1 pseudogene is annotated in these 737 nt (G+C 37.4%); it reads left to right on the top strand.

From position 1 onward, the window contains the following. Window positions 1–737: pseudogene (locus tag A4S05_RS38260) on the top strand (exonuclease V subunit alpha); the annotation flags it as partial.

Raw genomic sequence — 737 nt, 5'->3', positions numbered from 1 at the left:
TAGAACAGTCATTAGTTGAATCTGCCCTAGCTGAAACGTTACCACAACTAATAGAACAACTTTCTAAAACTTGCCAGCAACATAAGGGAAGAACCACCTTTGAGGGCTTAGGAGTAGCTATTACTCAAATTGAACAACGGCTTGATTCACAAAAAACTGTAGATCCAATTATTGAAAATATCGAATACTCGGCTGTTGAGTCTACCCTCACCGAAACTTTACCGCAACTAATAAAACAATTCTCTCAATATCACCAGCAGCTAAAAGGAGGAAAAACTAGATTCCACGGCTTAGAAGCAGCTATTACTCAAATTGAACAACGACTTGATTCACAAAGAACTATCTTATCAATTGCTCAAAGTATAGAACAGTCATTAGTTGAGTCCATCATTACTGAAACCTTACCACAACTAATAAAACAACTTTCTCAATTCAGCCAGCAGCTAAAAGTAGGAAAAACCACATTCAACCAGTTTCAGCAACTACTGGACAATGAATTCGTAGGGTATTTGACCCAAAAAACTCGAACTTCAGAACACTTAGCTCTTAATGCTATTTCTGACTACGTTGCTCAAGAAACTGTTGCAAGTTATGAGACTGTATCAGCGCTCTCAAAACTGAAAGAATTGCTAGGGGTGAGCCAATCTCAAACTTATACCGAATTTACTACTGCTTTACAAAAGATACTTGACTTGACTGAAAAATGGGGACATCATCAAAATCATTCTCAAGGAAAC

Origin of the sequence: Nostoc sp. KVJ20, from assembly GCF_001712795.1 — a bacterium.
GTDB lineage: Bacteria > Cyanobacteriota > Cyanobacteriia > Cyanobacteriales > Nostocaceae > Nostoc.
This window is presented reverse-complemented; position numbering and strand designations above follow the sequence as displayed.